This window comes from Pradoshia sp. Z4_20 (assembly GCF_058216035.1).
On record NZ_JBZAJD010000002.1, the window covers coordinates 469,867 to 487,947 of the forward strand.

Here is an 18,081-nt window from a genome sequence, read left to right on the forward strand (position 1 = left end):
CAGCAATATAAATGAGTACATTTTATTCAGACATCTTTATTCTCAGCCGTTTTTGTACACATTCAGGAACAAGCTCTGAAACATCTCCACCGTACTTCGCTACTTCTTTTACGATCGATGAGCTCAAAAAAGAATATTGATTATTTGTCATGATAAAGAATGTTTCAATTTGATCGTTTAATAAGCGATTCATAGAGGTGATTTGCATCTCATACTCGAAGTCAGAAACGGCTCTCAACCCTCGGATGACTGCATTTGCATTTCTTGCCTTAGCATAATCCACGAGCAACCCCTGAAAGCTATCCACTTTCACATTTGGTATATGGGCAGTTGCTTCTTCAATGATTTGCACTCTCTCCTCCACAGTAAATAGAGATTTTTTAGCAGAATTATGAAGGACACCGACATATATTTCGTCAAATATGTTTGCTCCTCTTTGAATAATATCAAGATGTCCATATGTTATAGGATCAAAACTTCCAGGACATACAGCTATTTTCTTCACTATTCTCCCCCCATTTCTATAAATATTTAACGCTCAAAAAAGGACACAGCCGTAATGCCATACTTTTCAACACGGAACTTAGTAAAATTACCAATCTTTTCAGGCAACGTTAATTCTTCTCCATGTTCGCATATTATCATACCGTCTTCTGCCAATAATTCAGCACTTTCGATTTCTTCAATAAGAACAGGTATCATATTAGCTATTTTATAGGGAGGATCCATAAGAATGAGGTCAAATTGAGCTTTTCTCTTTCCAAGAGCTTTTAATGATCTTAAAGCATCACTCCTATGTACCTCGGATTGACTTTCGAATTTACATGAACTGATATTCGTTTTAATAATTTGAATAGCTTTTGAGTCCTTATCAACAAAAACTCCTTTTTCCATTCCTCTGCTCAAGGCTTCAAGCCCAAGGGATCCGCTTCCTGAAAATAAATCCAGAACCGCTCCACCTTCAAAATATGGTCCTACAATATTAAATAAAGATTCTTTTACTTTGTCCGTTGTTGGCCGGGTTGTCATGCCTGGAACAGCCTTTAATGGCCTTCCTTTACAAGTACCTGAAATGACTCGCATAATCTGTCACCAAATTTCATATGTATTCAACTTTCTAAAATATCCTACCACAAAATCTTGATTTCACAAATAGAAATCAAATTTCTGCGATCAGTGAATAGTTCAGGTTGATTTGGTCATACTACTAACAACAACATCTTCAGAGGTGTTGTTGCCAACCGCGGAGAAGACTTACGTTTCCCCATAAGTTCTTCCTCCGGTTTCTCCTCTCCCTTTGCCTTCTGCGTTTGTAAAAGCGCGTAGAAGGAAGCCCTGGCGCCTATGTGTGCCAGGGCTTTTCTTTTAGGTGAATTAACTACAGATCAACCGACACCCATTTTTTCCACAGTGAACAAGGTGGACAGTTTCAAAAATAACTAATTTGATTAATAGAACAGTTGATTCGAACACTTTATTGGGATACATTTATATTCCTGATGAACTAGACCGGATTATGATACACTTATCAATATCCGATTTACAGGAGGAAAAACAAGAATGAATCAACGTTTTATAGAACTAGGCCCCGGATATTCTGACCTTTATGAGCTATTGGAATTAGCAAAGGCTAATCAATATCGAATCAATTATTTTTTATGCTTACAGTCAGAGGGACCTAGCGGCAAAGTCATGTCGTTTGTATTGGTTATGAAAAAATCAAGCTATGGCGACTTCATCCCACTTTATATTTGCAGAGAAGGAATACCTGTTTTAGTTAATAAGCCAAGCAAGCGTTATGAACTTTTTGACCAAGCAGCCAAGGAGCAAGGTAAAGAAATTATATCGTTGGAAGTTAGGCATTCATCTACTTTTGCTGACCCTGACCTTTATTATCAGTATTTAATAGGTATCCTGCGCATGAACCGTTTTTTACCCCCATGGCAATAAAGAAAAACCGGACCCATTAGGATCCGGTTTTCTTTAAATGCCTATTCTATATTCTTCCTTTTCTTTTTCATGCTTTTTACTCTCAAATTCAGTTTTAATAAAAGGTTTTTGAGAAAATTCAACTTTTTTGACAAAAGCATAGGAAGATAATTTTTCTGAAACTGCTTCTATTTCGTCCATATTTACATATAATACGGCATATTTTAATTTGCGGGAAACATAATGCAGATTGCCTGTTTTACGCAGAGTTTTCACTTGTTTTAGACTATGCAGCCAAACAATCAGGCTTTGCCTTTCTACAAACATATACATACCCCTTTAGGATGCAATTTATATTTAGTGTACCATATTACTAAAAGATGTATCAATATTTAGAAATGCTATGCAGAATTAGTGAATAAATCTAGAGATTGCAACTAACTCGATTATCTCCTTGGATAGGTCTGCACTATCAGAGTTTATATCAAAAATGATAGGAGTACTTTAAATGAAACTGCATAATAGAAAAGATATCGATCCCACTTTCCTATGGAGAATCGGATAGGTTTATCATACAACCTCAACGTTTGTATTAGTTGCTACAAAATCTAATTTCGGCCATATACCAAAAGGCAACCCCATTTGTTCTGGGATTGCCTTTTTTTCTCGTTCCTATCAGGAACATCCACAGCTTCCTCCGCTGCCACAGCCTCCGCTACAGGATGATTCAAAAAACGGATTTCCTGTCGGGACTTTTATATGAGGGGATACTGAATGACCAATCAGCATACTAATTTCATCAAGTAATTGCTGTAAGTTTGTTTCAGCCTGTTTATATTCAATAACAGATGGATGAAGGTCCATTTCTCTTTTAGCCTCACGAATTGCTTTAGAGACAGTACGATAATCCGGATGGTATCTTCCGAAACGCTGTACTTCTTCGTAAGCGTCCTTTAAAGAATTAAACGCTTGAATTTTTTTCTGGGCCGTTTTATCCTTATACATCTGAGTTAAACTTAAAAAGTATTGCTTAGCTATATCTGAGTTCATTATATCTTTAGCCAATTGTTCAGCATGGTCAATGATTTCAACCGTTTCAATAGTAGCAAGCATGAAAATACTCACCTCCAACTTTATCATACCATGTAATATCCAAGGATGCTATAACTTAGAAATATTATCCACCTATAAAAGATATGATATATGGCTTGTCCCCTATTACTTTGGTAAGTAGAAGAAGTAATTCGCTGCCAAACACCCCTTACTTCATCTACTCTTACAGAACGTCCTCATTTTTTTTAGGAACCGTTATTCACCAGTATTCATTGACTGAAACATCGAAACCATCATAGAAGCCATTTGAACGCTGTTTGAAAGCTGATGAACACGATCCGGAATCGTTTTTTTAAAAAAGTACTTAGATTCAGTATCAAATTTCGAAAAATCCTGTGGATTTCTGCTCAAACGTCTGTACCAGATTGGTTGTTGCCTCAAAAAACTCAGTAAATCTTCATCTGCCTCAATTAATTCATAGATATCTTGTCTCAAGCTCTCACTCCTACCTAGCTAATCTTGCCGAAATTTGAAAGGATGATTATTCTGGACGGGAGGTGGTGCACTTTCTGATTGTCCGGAAGATTGAAATTGAGAGATGACTCCCTGAACCACTCCTAAAACCTGACTAAAATTCCCAATTTGTTTTTGAATTTGATCAGGGTCCATTTTTTTAAGTTGATTTAAAAGCTGCGAAATAAACTCGCCCTTATCTGTTTTTTCAGTCTCATCCTTTTCCTTTTTTTCCTCTTTATATTCATTCCACACTTCATCCTGATCACCCAGCAAAGACCAATCTTCATAAATTTCCTGCCATGTTTTCTTACCCATTCTTACATCTTTTACGATTTTCGGATTACTCTTAAGAAAAAGCTTAAAATCCTGGACAGAAGGATGCAATTTGGAATCATCCATTTAATTTCACCTCACCACATGACATACGCCTAGGGTAGTATATGTTTCGATATATAGAAAAGTGATGCATATTTCCAAAGAATTCCGCACATAGACTTCCTTTATACAAATAATATTTACACACAAAAAAGAGCACTGAGGAGAAATACTTTCCTTCAGTGCTCTTTTTTGTATCATTTAATCAGATAACGCAACAAAGTTTTGAGTATAGTATCTTTTATATACTCCCACACCAAGGCGAGTAAAATCTTCATTTAACATTATATCTCTGTGCCCTTTACTATTTAACCATCCTTCAACAGCCGCAATTGCATCTGTATACTGAGCAGCTATGTTTTCGCCAGCTGAGTAGTAAGAAACACCGCCTTCCTTCAAACGATCACCAACATCTTTATCATCGGGTGATACATGATCGAAATACTCATTCACCATCATGTCTTCGCTATGTTTAAATGCCACAGCTGAAATTTTTTCATCAAATTCAAGGGTACCTAAGTCAAAACGTGTTCGTATGATATTTGTCAAATCAAGAATTTGCTGCTGACTTCCTTCTTCAACCAGCTTCCATTCTTCATCCGTTAACTCTTCAGGTTCATCCAATTCTCCACGGTATGTCAGCTCATATGGCTTATGCATAATCAATGTCTTTGCATCCATAAACCTCACACCTGATACCTGACCGAGAATTTTATCCAAATAAACCTGAGCATACATATCGCCAAACTTTATTAGAGGGCGATAATGAAGATCTTCTTCCGACAACTCGAAACGATATTCAGTGCCTTTCCAATTCAGTTCTATATAACTATTCATATTCAATTCCTTATACAAGGACTCCACTGTTTGATCAATAAAGAATGGATATAAATTAATATCTTCTGCTGAACTGTATAGGGTTACAATTTTTTTATCTTTTTCGTTTACGCCAAATTGTATATACTTACTTAATGTATCATTATAGATCCACCAGTTATATCCATAAGCTGAAGGATCAATACGGTCTGGCTCCCCATATTCATCCAGTAACTGATTACTGGTTTTACCAATCCATTTAGATACACCCTGTTCAGGTCTGGATTCGTTATCTGTTAATTCTTTAATCTTATCCGAAGTTTCCATTGTATTTTCATTAACGGAATTTTGATCAATGATAGCTGTATTTTCTTTGACATCATCTTTAACCGTTACATAGATGCCGAAGATGGTGATTAAAATTAAACTAAAGAAAACCCTAAAGACCAATTTCAGAGGTGGTCCCTCCTGTCATTCTTACTTTATATTTTTTTATTATACCATTAGAATTCAAACAAACCTATCACTTAAATGTAAACAATGAAAAATAAGTATAATATAAACATATTGGATAGCAAAATGAACGAATTTACCTTTCTGCCTCTATAAAAGAACAATTTATTGCAGATAAGGTAAAATAATACTAAAATTAAATTGAGAATTTCCAAAACTTGTTTCATACCGAACAAAGCATTTTCTAAAAGGGGATAGGAGGAAATAAGATGAGATTTGAAAATACAGGACTTGAAAAATACCAAGTTAACCTTAACAGGCTAGATGAGGTTATGAGTGAAAACGGTTTAGTCAGAGCCGAACAATGGGATTACGAACGCGTATCCTACGATAAGAAATATGAATTAAGGGATGGCACTTTTTATTTACGTGTCTTTGGCTATGCGGTTGAAGGTGACGTAGGTGCACATCGGGCAACTATCCAACTCATGACACCAGTCCTAGGTAAACACTATTATCCACATGGTGTTGAATATGGTGAAACAGAGCATTTTCCTACATCTCTTCAAAAACAATGCGAGACAGTTCTTGCGGCAGTTAAAGCTGAACTGGATATATTTGTAGAAGTGGAATAAAGGATTATTAAATAAGCCTGCAGATTGTATGATCTCCGCAGGCTTATTTTATTTTTTTTCTCATTAAACAATAATCCCCCTCCACTCCCACTGCTTTAAATCCATACTTTTTTAAGGTTTCCTTATAATAAAAACGTTTATCTGCTATTTCTGTTTGGATCATTTGGGCAATCCCTATTTTATGAATATAATAGAAAAAACCCTCCATAACTTCAGAAACAAACTCTTTTTCTGTCTGAGCATCTGTAAAGCTTAAGGAAAAGGTTAATTTTTCACCTTCTCCCTCCAACTCCAATTCTCCAATGAATTTTTGGCTTTGCAAATCAATAATAAAACAGATCCACCAACCTACATCCCCACCTTCAAATTCATATAATTCTATTAAAAGAGGGAGTATACATTTTACGCGATCAGATGGGAAAGATTCAGGAACAATTACCGGCGATACCATTTTGAAATCATACGGGTACAAAATAAGGGACTTAGCCAATGAGATGGAACAAGGAAAGATAAGAATGCGATTAGTCCTAATTTGTTTCATTACCGCACCTCCGATTAATTGCCTCTAAATAAAGCCTATGATAAACATCAGCCAGTCCTGACAAAATCCATTCCTAAGCCGCCATGTAAAAGAAAGAAACGAAAAAAGGTCATCTCTAATTCTATGAGACGACCCGTTTTACCTATGCAACTTTTATTTTTTATGAACCAATAATCGCTTTAAATACACTTGTTGTTTTACCACCTTCGTATATTACATAAAGCAATAAATATACAGTGACACCAGCAACCGCGTTCACCATCCAAATGACGCTTGTAGGCGGAGCGATTTTTCGATGTTTCTCAATCTTCCCTTTAAAACCATAATACAGACTGATAATCCCCATTACGGCTCCTATTGTAGCCAATGTAATATGTGAGATTAAAAAGATTGTATAGTAAATTTTTATTGATTCAGGTCCTCCAAATGCCGTGTTCCCTATAAATAACGTTCTGCTTGCATAAATAATGAAGAACACAACTGCAAAAACAGCTGCCCAAAACATTAATTTTTCGTGGACCTTTATATTCCCTTTTTTTACTTGCCATACTCCAAAGCCTACAAGGATTGCGCTGATTACGATACAAGCCGTGCTGATCGTAGGCAGGACTGGTAATGAACTGCTCATAATGGTGGAACCTCACTTTACTTATTCTGTTAACTCTATAATTGTAAAATACTAAATTTGAAAACTCAAATTATTTTACAGTATTCACTAAAGTTTCACTATTATTAATTAGTTCCCTAAATGCGGATTTGCCTCTATAAAACGTTTTGTTTCTGCATCCGCATGTTTGGTATCTTCTTTAAACCAAGTGAAGAAAGTTGTAGCCAGGATAATTCCATATACTATTTCTTGAATTATTTTCATAATTACACCGCCTGTTTGCTGATCTTCAACAGCCGGCATATTTATAAACATTTGAGGACTGCTTAAGTCCAAAGTGGATAAGGTACCGGCAGGAACACACAATTTCATCGCCTCCATCCATACAGCTGGATCTGCATAGGTTGCATACATGGGATCTTTAGAAAAGATGATAAGCGCACAGGCCGGTGTAATTAATATACCATTGGCAAAGATATAGCCAATTTTCTTTAATCCTGATAATCGCTGGCTTTCTTCGATTTTATTAACTAGATGCCACCACATGAACAGCGAGGAAATAAACAATACCACTGTGAAAAGCCCATGAAGCAACATATTGACTTTGACGATATCAAAAATTGACGGAACATGGTAAAAAGAAAACAGTCCATTAAAGAAAATCAATGTTATTAATGGTTGTGTAATCATTAAAAACCATTTTTTAAATACGAACTTTTTTAGTAACCAATCCGGCAATCCCAATAGAAAAAATGGTGGAATAACTAAAAATAAAAAAGCCATTTGAACCATATGAACCGTAAAAGAAAGATGTCCCAATAAATCTATTGGCGACCCCTTTATCATGTATAAAAGAATCATAGCTATCGAGAAGTATACAGCTTCTTTCTTTTTAAATTGGTCACCTGCTTTAAAATAGGTGATATAAAAATAGAAGGCTATGATCAATAGTGTCACGAGGAACAGGTAAGGACTCCATAGGGCCCTAAATCCAAATATATCTAATTCCATTTATCTCACCTCATAATTAGTTTTCCTGCCCAGAAATTCACAAGAAAATATCAAATAACCCAGAAATCATATAGTTTTAGTTTCTAAAAAAAATCGGCTTAACAAGTTAAGCCGATTCCATCTTAAATCCACACAATTAATACAAATGCAAGGATAGTAGTCACACCGATCAGTAACCCGGTATACATAAATCCTGCCATCGTTCCATGACCTTCTTTATTCATATGCATGAAATAATAGAGCTGAAAAATGACTTGGATTACCGCAAGCAACAAGATGAATGGTAAAACGAACCACTTGGAAAATCCATCATAACCTACTGCAAAGAACGCAATTAAGGTTAGAAAGATCATCATAATAAATGTAATAACCTGCATCTTCATATCTTCCGCATTTTTCTTACGTCTATATTTAAGAGCTTCTTTACTAAGATGTGTTTTAGGTTGATTTTCCATTTATCATCACCCCACCATTCCCATTAAGTAAACGACTGTAAAAATGAATACCCATACAACGTCGATAAAATGCCAGTATAGGCTCGCAACATAAAATTTCGGAGCATTATACAGATTTAAGCCACGTTTCGAATTACGGAGCATTAACGTAATAATCCACAATAGTCCAAAGGTTACATGGGCACCATGGAAGCCGACTAATGTGTAGAAGGCGGATCCAAATGCAGAACCTGTAAATGTGTGATGATATTCATGCACATAATGATTAAATTCATAGATTTCTAAGCCCAGGAAAGCAGCCCCTAATAAAACAGTGATTAACAGCCAAAACTGCATTTGTTTAAAATCGTAGTTTCTCATATGATACATCGCATAAACACTTGTTAATGAGCTGGTTAACAGCAGCATAGTAGCAATAAACGCCAGCGGCATATCAAATAAATCTTTGGCTAGAGTCATTTCCTTATTAGGCGGTACACTATCTTTCAGAGCTAAGTATGTTGCAAATAATGAAGCAAAAAGCACTGTCTCTGCAGCGAGGAAAAGCCAAAAACCTAAAAATTTATGCTTTCCGTCATCTGTATGTTTCTCAGGGTGAGATGGCCATGTTTCTGGTGTGAATTTTTGCCCTGCATTCATTACACCTCAACCCCCTTATCACTTTTAGCATTAGAAGATACCAAATCTTCTTTATGGATATGATACCCATGATCATCTTTAACGGAACGGATGAGCATAGCTATAAAGGTAATCAACAAACCAATCACCATTACCGGGACTGTCCATTCTTTATCCGTTGCATTATAAAGTGCTCCAAATGCAGCAACAAACAATCCAAAAGAAATAATAACAGGAAGAATTGAATTGTTAGGCATATGGATATCACCAAGAGGTTCAGCCGGTGTCATCGCATTTCTACCTTCCATTTTTTCAAGCCACCATGCATCATATCCTCTTACTAATGGTAATCTTTCAAAGTTGTATTCAGGAGCCGGTGAAGAAATTGCCCACTCAAGTGTACGTCCATCTTGCCATGGGTCATTACCGACTTTAACATTTTTAACTGAAGTAACTACGATATTAACCAATAATATAATGACTGCTACAGCCATCATGAATGCACCGACAGTAGATATTAAGTTGCCATTATCCCATCCCTGTCCGTCCAAATAAGTGAAAACACGTCTAGGCATTCCCATTAATCCAAGGAAATGTTGAACAAAGAATGTTAAATGGAATCCGATTAGGAATAACCAGAATGTGATTTTACCCATGAATTCATTCAATACTGTACCGAATATTTTTGGCCAGTAAAAATGTGTACCTGCCAACAAGGCCAGAACTACTCCACCGACGATAACATAGTGGAAATGGGCAACAACGAAATAGCTATCATGATACTGATAGTCAGCCGGAGCTGCAGCATTCATAATTCCCGTTACTCCACCCATTACAAAAGATGGAATAAATGCAACGGCGTATAACATAGGGGTCGTAAACGTAATCTGACCACCCCACATCGTGAAAATCCAGTTGAAGATCTTTATACCAGTCGGAACAGCTATCGCCATTGTTGCTACTGCGAATATCGCATTTGCGACTGGCCCAAGACCAACCGTAAACATATGGTGAGCCCATACCATGAATCCTAGGAAACCGATTAAAATGGTTGCAAAGACCATAGATGAGTATCCAAATAATCTCTTTCTCGAGAATGTTGGAATAATTTCAGAGAATATTCCGAATGCCGGAAGAACCAAAATATATACTTCCGGATGTCCAAAGATCCAGAATAAATGTTCCCAAATAATTGTATTTCCACCCAAAGCCGTTACAAAGAAACTGGAACCAAACATACGGTCAAACATCATTAGTGTCAAACCAACTGTAAGCGGCGGGAAAGCAAATAGAATTAAGGCAGATGCCACAAATGTTGTCCACGTGAAAAGCGGCATACGCATAAACGTCATTCCAGGTGCTCTCATATTAATAATTGTGGCCAGGAAGTTAATTCCCCCTATTAACGAGCCCATACCTGATATCTGAAGTCCAAGTATGTAAAAATCTATACCGTGACCTTCAGAAGCCAATGATAGAGTTGCATAAGATGTCCATCCGGCATCAGGCGCTCCGCCCATAAACCAGGATAAGTTTAAAAAGACTCCTCCAAAGAAAAACAACCAAAAACCTAATGAATTTAAAAATGGAAATGCTACGTCTCTTGCCCCGATTTGCAGCGGCATAATCGCATTCATAAATCCAAGCAATAAAGGCATGGCGGCAAGGAAAATCATGGTTGTTCCATGCATGGTAATAATTTGGTTAAACATTCCACCACTGATAAAATCATTTTCTGGCTTTACAAGCTGAATTCTTATAAACATTGCCTCAAGCCCACCCAGCAAGAAGAAAAATCCACCTGCAAAGATATAGAGCTTGGCAATTTTCTTATGGTCAACAGTCGTTAAATAATCCCAAATGACACTAAGAAACCCCTTTTTTTGAGCAATAGTACTCACGTTTTAACCTCCCCTTTGAAAACTAGCAAACTCTTATTTTTGCGATAAGGTTTCCAGGTACTTAGTAAGCGCATCGATTTGTGAATCAGAAAGCTCTCCGTAAGTGTCAGTCATTTTGTTTCCTTCTTTAACTGACTCCGGATTCTTAAGCCACTTCTTCACATTTTCTTCATTATTTTCCAAATAACCCGCTACTACTTCACGATCAGCAAAATTTGATAGATTAGGTGCTAATCGAGCCTGCTCCGGTCGCTGATCATTGGAATCGATCGCATGACATCCGATACAGCTTTTATTGAAAATTTCCTGGCCTTCACTTGCTGTTGCATCAGTAAGTTTTACTTCCGTGTGCTTTGTTTCTTTCATGCTGGCTACCCATTGGTCAAATTCATCCCTTGGCAAAGCTTTCACTTTGAAATCCATTAATGCATGGGAAGCCCCACATAATTCAGCACATTTTCCATAAAAAATCCTGCCGGCTTCTTCACTTTTTCCATCATCAAACTCAAGCCAGAAGCTATTTTCTCCCTCTGTGTTCGTATCAAGCTTACCCCCAGCTGAAGGAATCCAGAAGGAATGCTTTACATCTGACGCTGTTAAATTAAAGTAAACCTTTTCATCAGTTGGAACAACAAGTTCTTGCCCTGTCATGATACCTTCGCCAGGATATTCAAACTCCCACCAGTAATAATTAGCCCTTACATTTACAGTTAAGGCTGTAGGATTCCCATCCTTATCCTTTTCATCCTTGGCAGATACATCTGCAAAATCAAATGTATAATAAATCGTTGGAACTGCAAGGATGATTAATAAAACAATCGGGATAACCGTCCAAAGTATTTCTAATTTGTGGTTACCCTCAATTTGCTTAGGGATTGTATTATCTCCCTTTTTACGACGAAATTTTAAAATTGCAAGTACAAAAAGAATAACAACAACAATGATTACCAATACCATAATGGCAGTACTGAGTATCATTAAATCATACTGTTTCTTCGCTACCTCACCTGCTGGATCCAATGCTGATAGATACGGCTTTCCACAACCCGAAAGTATTAGCATCAAAACAGCAATTAAGGATGCAATGCGCCATTTTTTCATAGCAAATAATTACCCCTCTTTCGTAAAAAATTTCTTCTTTCCAAAGGAACATCTTATATATTGAATTTCTTTAAGAAAGAACCCCCAATGTTAAAAACGATTAATTAAAGAAACAATGACCATTGCCACAAAAGAAATAGTCATATAGTTTAATGAATAAATGAACATCTTATTGGCCCACTTTAAATCTTCTTCTTTGGAAAACTCCTTTTTTAATGAGAATCCCTTTAAAGTTAATATAAGCCAACCTATATTTAAAATTGTTGCCAAAACTACAAAAGAAACCCCGATTGGTTTCAGTATAAATGGAATTGGAAACAATAAAGCTACCCATATAAGCATATGAATCTTAGTTTCTTTAAATCCTTTTACTACAGGCAGCATAGGAATTCCAGCCGCTCTGTATTCCTCCGTCCGCTTCATAGCCAATGCGTAGAAATGTGGAGGCTGCCACACAAACATTAATAGAAATAATCCCCAGGCAATCGGATGTAATCCTGGGTCAACGGCGGCCCACCCAATTAGTGGCGGTATAGCACCAGAAAAACTGCCGATAACAGTATTTGAGACAAACCGTCTTTTTGACCACATTGTATACAGCAATACATAGGCCAATACCCCAAGTAACCCCATAAAAGCTGCCATTGGAGTAGCCATTAATAGAATCAATAATCCAGTTACCACCAGTGCCAGGCCCATATACAACACTTTTATAGGGTTCACCTTCCCAGTAACTGTCGGACGCTTCTTTGTACGAGACATAAACACGTCGATATCCCGGTCTATGTAATTGTTTAAGCTGCCAGCGCCAGCTATGATCAGTGCTGACCCTATAACACCATATAGAACGAGATCAAGATTCCCAAGGAAACTCTGGTCAGTAAAATAAAGACCGAGCCAGATACCTGCAAAAACAGTGATTAAATTTGAATTGACGATGCCTACCTTTACTAATACCAAAAAGTCCTTAAATGCTGTACTGTTCATATCCTTCTCCACGTCTAGTCCCTTCTGGTTTTCATACGAGGTCTGCGATGCCGGTTTAGGTTTCATGCTGTTACCTCCTATCTGAATAGTAGATTTCCAAACTTTTAGTTTCAAGCGATATATTCACAAATTATAACAGTGATATTTATATAGAAAAATTTGCCTAATATATATTTAAACACAGATTACACTTCTATTGTGAAAATAATTTGTCCATTTTTTGTCATAAGTGTGACCTAATCATTATATAGTGGTAATTTTATCCTGTAAATATATTTTTGTAACATTGAAAGTATGAAAACCTTATTTAACCAATTAAATCCCCTCTCTATTTCTAACAAACTCTTCTTTAAGTTTCAACTATAAACAATTACATGAATTTTCAATTATCACTAAATAAATAATTTCTTTGACTATTTAGAAACTTTTCTTTGTAATTATTGTAAAAATTATTTATGATATGTTAGTAATGATTATCAAACTTTGTAATATTTACCTCATTATACGGTTCCAGTTATTAGGAAACAAATGTTTAAGCTTACTATTTTATAAAAACAAAGCAGGTGTTAGATTTACATGCAAAAATCTTTGAAATGGTTTGCCGTTATGACATCCTTTGTCATGCTTGTAATCTTAATCGGCGGTGCGCTCGTCACAAAAACAGATTCTGGTTTAGGATGTGGACGCTCCTGGCCGCTTTGCAACGGAGAATTGATTCCCACGGATATCACGCCCGCACTACTAATTGAATTCGCACACCGTCTTTTTACCGGCCTTGGATCCTTCATGGTAGTTGGATTAGCGATCTGGTCATGGAAAGCCATTGGACATATTAGAGAAACCAAATTTCTTGCTCTCCTATCTATTGCATTTCTAATCATTCAAGCATTGCTGGGAGCTGCCGCCGTCGTTTGGAGTCATTCTGATTTCGTGCTGGCTTTGCATTTTGGGATATCACTCATCTCTTTTGCCGCCGTTCTACTTTTAACTCTACTGATTTTTGAAGTTGATAAAAAGTTCGATGCGGAAAAGCTGATAATCCCGAGGAAAATGTCCATTCACATTATCGCTCTATTTATTTATTCCTATATTGTAATCTATACCGGTGCGCTGGTACGTCACGCAGAAGCAAGTCTCGTCTGTCCTGAGTGGCCCCTTTGTTTTAATGATGGTACTATAGTCCCTCATAATATGTATCAGTTTATTCAAATGGGGCATCGCGCTGCTGCAGGCCTCATCTTTATCTGGATTTTATATATTTTCGTCTATACTTGGCGCAATTATCGCCATATAAAAGTTTTATACTGGGGATGGACGCTCTCCCTTATTCTTGTCAGTTTACAGGTTATAGCAGGTGCTTTTATCATTTATACCCGTTTAAACCTGTATGTAGCCCTCTTACACGCCATATTGATTTCTTGTTTATTTGGAGTTTTTTCCTATTTTATCCTTCTTGTAACGAGATCACGGAAAAGCAAAGCTGCAGAAGCCTCGAATCCGTCTGTTAGGAAAACAAGCTGATTAGAATGTATAAAATCATCCTTTTGCATCATATTATACAAACTAGGGAAAAAATCCAATACATAAAAAGGAACGTGAGTTAAAAACCCACGCTCCTTTTTATTGTGTTTTAGTTTTATTTATCAAGCACAATCAACAAATCGCCCGTCTGTATGGCTTCTCCATCATTAACATAAATCTCTTTGATGACTCCGTCAAATGGTGCCTGAACTGTTGTTTCCATCTTCATTGCCTCCGTTATGATTAAATGGTCTCCTTTTTTGACTTTTTGTCCATGAGACACTAATACCTTCATCACGGTTCCAGGCATTGTTGCACCAATATGGTTTGGATTGGAAACGTCCTGCTTTGGTTTCGAATGAATAAGTGTTTTAACACTTTCGTCCTTAACTACCACTTCTCGAGCCTGTCCATTGAGTTCAAAATAAACCATTCTTGTGCCATCTATACGTGGCTCACTAATTGAAATTAGTTTAATAATTAAGGTTTTTCCCTTTTCGATTTCCACTTCTATTTCCTCTCCAATGGAAAGTCCATAGTGGAACGTTGGTGTATCTAACTCTGTTATATTGCCATACTCACTATTCGAGTTCACATAATCAAGGAAGACTTTTGGATATAGTGCATAAGCGAGTGCATCAAACATCGTAACTGGACGTTTGATTTTCTCAAACAACTCTTCCTTTATCTTCACAAAATCCACGTCCTCAAGCAACTCACCTGGGCGAACTGTAATAGGAGATCTATTTTTCAGAATTACCTTTTGAAGTTCTTCAGGGAAACCGCCATATGGCTGTCCTAAATATCCGCTGAACAATTCAATAACTGAATCAGGGAAATCGATCAAATGGCCTTTCTCCAACACACTACTTTCTGTCAAATCATTTTGTACCATAAACAAAGCCATATCGCCTACTACCTTGGACGATGGTGTTACTTTGATAATATCACCAAACATCATACTTACTCGATGATACATTTCTTTTACTTCATCCCAGCGTTCACCTAAACCAACTGCTTTCGCTTGCTGCTGAAGGTTGGAGTATTGACCGCCTGGCATTTCATGTACATAGATTTCTGTATGGGGGGACTTCATTCCACTTTCAAAATCAGCATAGTAACTTCTGACCCCTTCCCAATACTCTGATAACTTTTCGACTGGCTTAATATCGAATTGCGGCTGCCTCTCATGACCCTCCAATGCATAATAAAGAGAATTTAAGCTTGGCTGTGAGGTAAGTCCAGCCATTGATCCAAGTGCCGTATCAACGATATCCACACCGGCATCAATCGCTCGTGCGTACTGATAGATACCATTCCCGCTCGTATCATGTGTATGAAGGTGGATCGGTATGTCAACTGCATCTTTTAACTCTGAAATCAGGCGGTAGGCTGCTTCCGGCTTCAATAAGCCTGCCATATCTTTAATAGCTAATAGATGTGCTCCCTGTGCCTCTAGCTCTTTAGCAAGATTTCTATAGTATTGCACATCATATTTTTGCCTGCTTAGGTCGAGTATATCACCTGTATAGCAAATCGCTGCCTCGGCAATTTTTCCTGATTGGCGAACATAGTCAATTGTCTTCTCCATTCCCTTAACCCAGTTAAGGCTATCAAAAATTCGGAATACGTCTATTCCCGCATAGGCAGATTTTTCAACAAATTCCCGGATAACATTATCAGGATAATTCTTATAGCCAACTGCATTAGATGAGCGCAGGAGCATCTGGAATAATACATTAGGGATTTCCTGTCTAAGTAATAATAATCTTTCCCATGGATCTTCCTTTAAGAACCGGTAGGCTACATCAAATGTTGCCCCGCCCCACATTTCAAGTGAAAACAGATTCGGCATAAGCTTTGAGGTTGGTGCAGCAATCTCTTGTAAATCCTTCGTTCTCACTCTGGTAGCTAAAAGTGATTGGTGTGCATCCCTGAATGTAGTATCTGTGATTAACACATTTTTTTGTTCTTTAACCCATTGAGCCAGCCCCTCTGGTCCCAGTTTATCTAATAATTGCTTGGTACCTGTCTGAGATGCTAAGTAATCGTGAGTTTGGGGAACTTTTGGTTTTTCGAAAACCGGTTTCTCCTTAACACCTATGCCCGGAAAACCATTGACAGTCACATTAGCGATATAATTCAGCATTTTGGTTCCACGATCTTGTCGGTTAGAGAAAACAAAAAGCTCAGGTGTTGTATCGATGAATGATGTATCGTATTCTCCTGCAATAAATTTTTTATGCTTTACCACATTTTCAAGGAAAGGAATATTTGTTTTAATTCCTCTGACACGGAATTCTCTTAAATTACGCAGCATTTTTATAGCTGCCTGATCGAATCTGGTAGCATGAGTGGATACTTTAACAAGCAAGGAATCATAATATGGTGTAATAACCGATCCATGAAAAGCATTTCCAGCATCCAGACGAACACCAAAACCGCCGCTAGAACGATAAGCTGCAATTCGGCCTGTATCCGGCATAAAATTATTTAAGGGATCTTCCGTCGTCACCCTTGCCTGAATGGCATACCCATTGATATGTATATTGTCTTGTTTAGGTATGTTTAATGAAGTACCGTGTAAACTGTGTCCCTCAGCAATCTTGATTTGAGATTGAACAATATCAATGCCCGTAATCATCTCAGTGATTGTATGCTCAACCTGGACACGAGGGTTTACCTCGATAAAGAAAAATTCATCTCCAGAAACAAGGAATTCTACCGTACCCGCATTTACATATTCTACATTCTTCATTAATTGAACTGCAGCGTCACATATCCTTTCTCGTAAGGAATCGGTAAGTGACACACATGGAGCTACCTCGACTACTTTTTGGTGACGGCGTTGCACAGAGCAGTCCCTTTCATACAAATGGACAATATTTCCGCTTTGATCACCCAGTATTTGAACTTCAATATGCTTGGGATTCTCAATAAATTTTTCTACGTAAACTTCATCATTGCCAAAAGCAGCTTTTGCCTCTGATTTTGCCCGGTTATAGGCTTCTTCTACTTCCTCTGGGTTACGAACAATGCGCATACCCCTTCCGCCGCCGCCGAGAGAAGCTTTTATCATAATCGGGTAACCATTGATTTCTCCAAACTTCGTAACTTCTTCCAAACCAGAAACTGGTCCTTCACTTCCTGGAATAATAGGAATACCTGCCATTTTCGCTTGCTCTTTTGCCTTTACTTTATCTCCAAACATATCGAGATGATTTGTTTTAGGACCAATAAAAATAAGTCCCTCTTCTTCACATCGTTTTGCAAATTCGATATTTTCAGAGAGGAAACCATATCCAGGATGTATAGCATCTACATCACTCATCTTAGCAATCTGAATAATTCCTTCAATATCAAGATAGGCATCAATTGGCTTTTTACCGGCACCAACTAAATAGGCTTCGTCTGCTTTATATCGATGATAGGATTTGTAATCCTCTTTTGAATAAATAGCAACAGTTTTAATATCCAATTCATTGCAAGCTCGAAAAATACGGATAGCAATTTCTCCACGGTTGGCAGCCAATACTTTTTTAATTTTTCTCATCCTGAGCAC

Annotated in this window: 19 protein-coding genes; 3 read left to right on the forward strand and 16 right to left on the reverse strand. The window is 37.3% G+C overall.

The annotated features are described in order from the left end of the window. Positions 1-22: 22 nt before the first annotated feature. A complete protein-coding gene (gene coaD / locus AC4BHP_RS08240) occupies positions 23-505 on the reverse strand; it encodes a pantetheine-phosphate adenylyltransferase (protein WP_066100752.1) in 483 nt (160 codons plus the stop codon). 26 nt (positions 506-531) lie between these two features. Beyond that, on the reverse strand, positions 532-1,083 hold the full coding sequence (rsmD, locus tag AC4BHP_RS08245; RefSeq protein WP_490551850.1) for a 16S rRNA (guanine(966)-N(2))-methyltransferase RsmD: 552 nt from the start codon (positions 1,081-1,083) through the stop codon (positions 532-534). A gap of 477 nt (positions 1,084-1,560) precedes the next feature. Here rsmD and AC4BHP_RS08250 point away from each other — a divergent pair, with 477 nt between their 5' ends. Beyond that, a complete protein-coding gene (locus tag AC4BHP_RS08250) occupies positions 1,561-1,950 on the forward strand; it encodes a DUF7147 family protein (RefSeq protein ID WP_066100755.1) in 390 nt (129 codons plus the stop codon). 33 nt (positions 1,951-1,983) lie between these two features. On the opposite strand, the gene AC4BHP_RS08255 is transcribed toward AC4BHP_RS08250, so the two are convergent. The 5 genes from AC4BHP_RS08255 to AC4BHP_RS08275 all read right to left on the reverse strand — a co-directional run bounded on the left by AC4BHP_RS08255 (position 1,984) and on the right by AC4BHP_RS08275 (position 5,139). After that, complete coding sequence (locus tag AC4BHP_RS08255; RefSeq protein ID WP_066100758.1) at positions 1,984-2,256, reverse strand: YlbG family protein; 273 nt, start codon at positions 2,254-2,256, stop codon at positions 1,984-1,986. A 348-nt stretch (positions 2,257-2,604) separates the two neighbouring features. Next, positions 2,605-3,042: a YlbF/YmcA family competence regulator gene (locus tag AC4BHP_RS08260; RefSeq protein ID WP_066100761.1), complete on the reverse strand. Its 438-nt coding sequence runs from the start codon at positions 3,040-3,042 to the stop codon at positions 2,605-2,607. 195 nt (positions 3,043-3,237) lie between these two features. After that, positions 3,238-3,477, reverse strand: coding sequence for a YlbE-like family protein (locus AC4BHP_RS08265; RefSeq protein ID WP_490551851.1), 240 nt, complete (start codon positions 3,475-3,477; stop codon positions 3,238-3,240). An 18-nt stretch (positions 3,478-3,495) separates the two neighbouring features. Further along, positions 3,496-3,897: a spore coat protein YlbD gene (ylbD, locus tag AC4BHP_RS08270; protein WP_490551852.1), complete on the reverse strand. Its 402-nt coding sequence runs from the start codon at positions 3,895-3,897 to the stop codon at positions 3,496-3,498. 177 nt (positions 3,898-4,074) lie between these two features. After that, positions 4,075-5,139: a CAP domain-containing protein gene (locus tag AC4BHP_RS08275; RefSeq protein ID WP_139063788.1), complete on the reverse strand. Its 1,065-nt coding sequence runs from the start codon at positions 5,137-5,139 to the stop codon at positions 4,075-4,077. A 272-nt stretch (positions 5,140-5,411) separates the two neighbouring features. Here AC4BHP_RS08275 and AC4BHP_RS08280 point away from each other — a divergent pair, with 272 nt between their 5' ends. Then, positions 5,412-5,777: a YugN family protein gene (locus tag AC4BHP_RS08280; protein WP_066100769.1), complete on the forward strand. Its 366-nt coding sequence runs from the start codon at positions 5,412-5,414 to the stop codon at positions 5,775-5,777. Between the two features lie 43 nt (positions 5,778-5,820). Here the strand turns inward: AC4BHP_RS08280 and AC4BHP_RS08285 are convergent, their stop codons facing one another. The 8 genes from AC4BHP_RS08285 to cyoE all read right to left on the reverse strand — a co-directional run bounded on the left by AC4BHP_RS08285 (position 5,821) and on the right by cyoE (position 13,064). Beyond that, entirely contained in the window at positions 5,821-6,318 is a 498-nt protein-coding gene (locus AC4BHP_RS08285; protein WP_490551853.1) for a hypothetical protein, read from the reverse strand. Between the two features lie 160 nt (positions 6,319-6,478). Further along, positions 6,479-6,946, reverse strand: a complete 468-nt coding sequence (locus AC4BHP_RS08290; protein ID WP_066100775.1) for a DUF420 domain-containing protein — start codon at positions 6,944-6,946, stop codon at positions 6,479-6,481. Positions 6,947-7,054: 108 nt separating this feature from the next. Beyond that, complete coding sequence (gene ctaG / locus AC4BHP_RS08295) at positions 7,055-7,936, reverse strand: cytochrome c oxidase assembly factor CtaG (RefSeq protein WP_490551854.1); 882 nt, start codon at positions 7,934-7,936, stop codon at positions 7,055-7,057. A gap of 122 nt (positions 7,937-8,058) precedes the next feature. After that, the gene (gene ctaF / locus AC4BHP_RS08300) at positions 8,059-8,391 is read right to left on the reverse strand and encodes a cytochrome c oxidase subunit IVB (RefSeq protein WP_066100781.1); all 333 of its coding nucleotides are present in this window, start codon (positions 8,389-8,391) and stop codon (positions 8,059-8,061) included. Between the two features lie 6 nt (positions 8,392-8,397). Continuing rightward, positions 8,398-9,030, reverse strand: coding sequence for a cytochrome (ubi)quinol oxidase subunit III (locus AC4BHP_RS08305; protein ID WP_066100784.1), 633 nt, complete (start codon positions 9,028-9,030; stop codon positions 8,398-8,400). Further along, positions 9,030-10,910 (reverse strand): cytochrome c oxidase subunit I, encoded by a 1,881-nt coding sequence (gene ctaD / locus AC4BHP_RS08310; protein ID WP_066100787.1) that lies wholly within the window; start codon positions 10,908-10,910, stop codon positions 9,030-9,032. Before ctaD ends, AC4BHP_RS08305 begins: the two co-directional genes overlap by 1 nt. A gap of 33 nt (positions 10,911-10,943) precedes the next feature. After that, entirely contained in the window at positions 10,944-12,011 is a 1,068-nt protein-coding gene (gene coxB, locus AC4BHP_RS08315) for a cytochrome c oxidase subunit II (RefSeq protein ID WP_490551855.1), read from the reverse strand. A gap of 90 nt (positions 12,012-12,101) precedes the next feature. After that, positions 12,102-13,064, reverse strand: coding sequence for a heme o synthase (gene cyoE / locus AC4BHP_RS08320; protein ID WP_175354215.1), 963 nt, complete (start codon positions 13,062-13,064; stop codon positions 12,102-12,104). A gap of 510 nt (positions 13,065-13,574) precedes the next feature. Between cyoE and AC4BHP_RS08325 the strand changes: the two genes are divergently transcribed. Then, entirely contained in the window at positions 13,575-14,519 is a 945-nt protein-coding gene (locus tag AC4BHP_RS08325; protein WP_066100791.1) for a COX15/CtaA family protein, read from the forward strand. Between the two features lie 115 nt (positions 14,520-14,634). Here AC4BHP_RS08325 and pyc read toward each other — a convergent pair whose 3' ends face one another. After that, positions 14,635-18,072: a pyruvate carboxylase gene (pyc, locus tag AC4BHP_RS08330; RefSeq protein WP_490551856.1), complete on the reverse strand. Its 3,438-nt coding sequence runs from the start codon at positions 18,070-18,072 to the stop codon at positions 14,635-14,637. Positions 18,073-18,081 lie beyond the last annotated feature (9 nt).